This is a genomic window from Youngiibacter fragilis 232.1, from assembly GCF_000495435.3.
GTDB lineage: Bacteria > Bacillota > Clostridia > Clostridiales > Clostridiaceae > Youngiibacter > Youngiibacter fragilis.
The window spans coordinates 1-4,291 of the sequence record NZ_AXUN02000162.1; the positions used below are offsets into that span (position 1 = coordinate 1).

The following is a 4,291-nucleotide window of genomic DNA, read 5'->3' on the forward strand; positions in this document are numbered from 1 at the left end:
GTAAGCGGAAATTGTATAGCACATGGTGGTCATGCTTCAAGTTTGAGAAAATGGAATATGCTCTAAAAATGAAAACCCCATCCTAAGATGAGGTTTTCTCTAATTTTTGACTGGCAGCCTGCAGTTATCAGGTAGATCAGATGACCAAGGCATAAGCGAATCGACCTCCGCCTGGTTATCCAGATCAATATTTGGAAGCTTTCCCAACACATATGTCAAGTATGGGAATGGATTGAGGTCGTTACCCTTAGCTGTCTCGATTATGCTGAACACCACTGCGCTAGCTGTTGCTCCGCGAGTAGAGTTGCTGAAGAGAAAATTCTTTCTCGAGATGACAAATGGTTTTATGGAACGTTCTGAAAGATTGTTGCTTAGTTCAAGCCTTCCATCAAGAAGGAAGTTTTCCAGCTTGTCCCATTGGTTTAGTGAGTAGTTTATCGCCTGTCCAAGCATTGACTTTGGAAGAGCCTGCTTTTTTTGGTTTAGCAGCCACAAGTGGAACTCATCCATCAGCGGCTGACTTCTTTTCATACGCTCATCATAACGTTCCTCATCGGAGGCATGCTTAATAGACTCTTCTATCTTGAAGAGCTTGTCACAATAAGCAATGCCCTCCTCGGCGCGTGTGTACAGGATGCTGGAAGTGTCGCTTATCGCCTTGGTGGCATCGACGAACTTCCGCCTGGCATGAGCCATACATGCTACAAGCACTGCGTTATCTACGCTGTTGTATCCAGCGTATCCATCGGTGTGAATATATCCTTTGAACCCCGATAGGAATATCTTGGGATTCCTGGCCTGACGGTTAGGCTTATAGTCATACAAGATTATCTGCCTGCCTCTGTCACCTGTGCGGTAAAGCCACATGTAGGAAGTACTTTGCGGTGACTTGCCAACCTCCTTCAATACCTGAAGAGTGGTTTCATCAGCAAAGAGAACCTCCTCCTTCACGAGAAGTTCATGCATCCTTTTGTACAGCACACTGAGCCAGTCATCGGATCCACGGATAATCCAATTCGCAAGGTTGATCCTTGAGATGTTTATCCCGCTGTTCCTGAACTGGGTCTCCTGCCTATACAGAGGGACTCCCTCAGAATACTTCCTAATCATGACATGAGCCATGAGGGAAGGTGACACGAAGCTTCCAGGCAGCACCGGTGCTGGCATAGGAGCCTTGACTATGGGCACTGTAGCTTCGGCATCCGATGAATTCTTTTCACAGTTTCTGCATGAGTAGACACTCTGGACATGCTCAATGACCTTTATCTGCACAGGTATTACCTGGATCTCTTTCCTGACAATGGTCTTCATGATATGTCTCTCGTTGCCGCATTTATCGCACAGCAAGTCATCTCCCTCAAGTCGGTACTCTATGGTCTCGACCGGGAGATCCTTGTATATTTCATTGTTTCTGCCTACCTTCTTCTTCCTGTCATAGATTATGGTCTCTATGGAAGAATCCGGAACCGATGTGTTGGCGTCCTTTTCAGCTTCGTTGAAGATGGACATCTGGTCCGTATCTGTCATTTCGCTGGATGTCCCGAACTTCTTGTGAGCCGAAAGGCGTATCTGTTCCTCATACCATTTGACCTTAGCCTGCAGCTGCTCAACCTCCATGCTGAGTTTCTCGTTCTTATCTTCGAGTTCTGACTTCTCTGCCTCGACTTCAGCCAGTTTGCTGAAAATATCATCAACGTTGTATTCAGTTATATCAGTGGTCTTTGAATGTATTAAATCTATATTTTGCATAACACTATTATACCATAAATTGGTTTGAAGCACAAGAAAAAGCATTGAAAACCCTTGTTTTCCAATGCTTTTTTCAACATACATTTCTATATCATTATTCTTTCAGCGACAGCTTTTCTAGCCCTTGGCTGGTTCACGGGAAGACCGTCAAGCAGCCATCCGAGTTCTCGTTCCGTTACTCCCATGGCTTTGCCTTCAGCATTGTCCGGCCACTTGAACTTTCCTTTCTCCAGGCGTTTGTAGTGAAGCCAGAACCCATCATGTTCCCATTGGAGTATTTTAAGCTTATCCTTGTTCCTGTTGCAGAAAACAAACAGGCAGTTTGAAAAAGGATCAAGGTCGAAACTGTATTGTACCAGAAGGGCCAATCCATTGATTGATTTCCTGAAGTCTGTTGCCCCACACGCTAAATATACCTTGCCTATGGAATTCCGGATAATCATTTTGCAGCAAGCACCCTTAAGGCAATTTCGAACAGCTCTCTGCTCGCATCAGGACTTGCTTCTATGACTATGTTGCCGATTGAAATCCTCAGAGAGCTTCTTCCTTGTGATGCTGGAATCACAGCAGAGATCCAATCAACCTGATTGTCTTCCGAAGACCCTTCGACAACGCTATCTTCTTTCCTGATCCAGTACCTTAGCTTTGATTTGTTGATTCCATTGGACTCACACCAAAGGCTCACTGTTTGTCCACTCTCGCGGAATGCCTGAACCTGTGCTTTCCAGAACTGCTGTAACTCCATTCTTGATGACGGCATGATAATCACTCCATTTTATTGATGGTCTGATTATCTCAAAACACTTGTTTGGCTGCTAGGTGCTGTACAATTTCCGCTTACCTTTTATCAGATAGAATCGATGCAGCTAATGTACTTGGGGCTGATCTAGGATTGTAATGCTGACTCAAAAACCGGGCATTACTATTAGGTCCGACTTTTCCAATTTTCATGAATTCGCCTTCATACCAGAACATATAAACACCCATCATTCGGACTGGTAGTGTTTTAGGCTGATGTGGTACTCCTCTGTCAATAATTTCATATTGGGTTTTATCGATAGGCTTTCCGAGTACACTGGAAACATCATAGATAATTTTATCAAATTCATTTATAAAATCCAAAGTAAGCCCTTCCTTTCATGAGCCTTAACTTTAGCCTGAAAAAAATATAGATACTAGCTCTATTTCCAAGCTTTACCGTTAAACTTAAACTTTCCATAAAACATCTAAATCGACCACTTGCAAGGGTTTAAGCCTATTTCAACATAGCACTAGAAGTAATTATTGATGTCGCAGTATACAGAAACAAGTCCACGATTTTACGATTTGAGGGAACATTTAAACCTGCAAATTGGAATTTACTTATCATTATTTATTTCATTTTCGCTGTCTTGAAGCTTGCCATCAATAAAATTTCTCACATTTTCCATCCAGTTTTCATCCATCATCACTGCATTTTGAAAGTCTTTGAAATCAGGATTATCACTATCACTTATAAATGCTTTCCTTATATTCAACTGTTCAATTAGAGATAAAATAAAATTAAACAACAATACTCCCAAGCCGAGATATAAACACACTCTCACCCAGATTCCAACAATCATAAGTATCAGTGCTGAAATAAATAGATAAAAGAAATGGAAAAAGACATTAGTGATAAATCCGAAAACAAATAAGCTAGTAGGATATTTTCGCTTTTTAATTTTATTTCCCCCTTTAAATTCGCATTTATTATGCTACTTACAACACTTTGATAGATCCGTCTACGATTGAGACAGGAGAACTACCGTCTCAACGTGAGTTTCTGTGGCAAAATATCATTTTGCTGAAAAATAGCATAAACCCTTCATTAATAATGGCTTGATATCAATTCTGACTTCTAAATAATTGATTTTCGATTAGGCTATTTCAGTTTTTCGCCACTTTATCTTCCTTTACTTCGCATTTTGGGAAGAATGCGAGCTAACAATTCTTGGATTTATGTGCCACAAATGATTCCTTAAGTAGTGACAATTCTTCTAAGGGAAACTCATAACCCCATATGTTCCGATACCCTTCAAGTCCAAATTTATAGAGCAATCTGTCATATTGTCGTTTTATTTCCCTAGCAATAACACCTATACTTTCAGTTCCTTCGAAAAGCACCTTTCCCTTGCTATTAGAATCTTTACTATATGAGTTAGGAAACTCAAGAACTGAAATATTCACCACTTCGTTACTCTTATCAAAATTTATTCGATACTCCCCAGGTTCGGCCTGACAAATGCAACTTGCGAAATTGGAGCCATTCAAAACCGTTCTAACAGAAGAAATTATGATAGCCGGTGAGTTTGATAAATAGGACGCTTTGATTTCGACTTCATCTAAACCATTGGATAGTTTAATAGAAAACCATCCTCGTGATACTAAATCAAGAGTAACCTTCACCAAAATATCACCTCATTGAAATTGAATAATGGTCAAATTTCCTACATAGCCTCGCAATGTGGGAATATTGTTCACTAATTATTTTCTTGTTTTATATTGGGTCAATCACAAAACC

Annotated in this window: 6 protein-coding genes; all 6 read right to left on the reverse strand. The window is 40.8% G+C overall.

The features are described 5' to 3' along the window. Positions 1-99 precede the first annotated feature (99 nt). The 6 genes from tnpC to T472_RS07755 all read right to left on the reverse strand — a co-directional run bounded on the left by tnpC (position 100) and on the right by T472_RS07755 (position 4,179). Positions 100-1,617 (reverse strand): IS66 family transposase, encoded by a 1,518-nt coding sequence (gene tnpC, locus T472_RS07730; RefSeq protein ID WP_242864782.1) that lies wholly within the window; start codon positions 1,615-1,617, stop codon positions 100-102. Positions 1,618-1,835: 218 nt separating this feature from the next. Next, positions 1,836-2,192, reverse strand: coding sequence for an IS66 family insertion sequence element accessory protein TnpB (tnpB, locus tag T472_RS07735; protein WP_023387514.1), 357 nt, complete (start codon positions 2,190-2,192; stop codon positions 1,836-1,838). After that, positions 2,189-2,509: an IS66 family insertion sequence element accessory protein TnpA gene (tnpA, locus tag T472_RS07740; protein WP_023387515.1), complete on the reverse strand. Its 321-nt coding sequence runs from the start codon at positions 2,507-2,509 to the stop codon at positions 2,189-2,191. Before tnpA ends, tnpB begins: the two co-directional genes overlap by 4 nt. Before the next feature lie 77 nt (positions 2,510-2,586). Next, positions 2,587-2,871, reverse strand: coding sequence for a hypothetical protein (locus tag T472_RS07745; RefSeq protein ID WP_023863520.1), 285 nt, complete (start codon positions 2,869-2,871; stop codon positions 2,587-2,589). Positions 2,872-3,107: 236 nt separating this feature from the next. After that, on the reverse strand, positions 3,108-3,299 hold the full coding sequence (locus T472_RS07750; RefSeq protein WP_023388091.1) for a hypothetical protein: 192 nt from the start codon (positions 3,297-3,299) through the stop codon (positions 3,108-3,110). A gap of 412 nt (positions 3,300-3,711) precedes the next feature. Next, on the reverse strand, positions 3,712-4,179 hold the full coding sequence (locus T472_RS07755) for a hypothetical protein (RefSeq protein WP_023388090.1): 468 nt from the start codon (positions 4,177-4,179) through the stop codon (positions 3,712-3,714). Positions 4,180-4,291 lie beyond the last annotated feature (112 nt).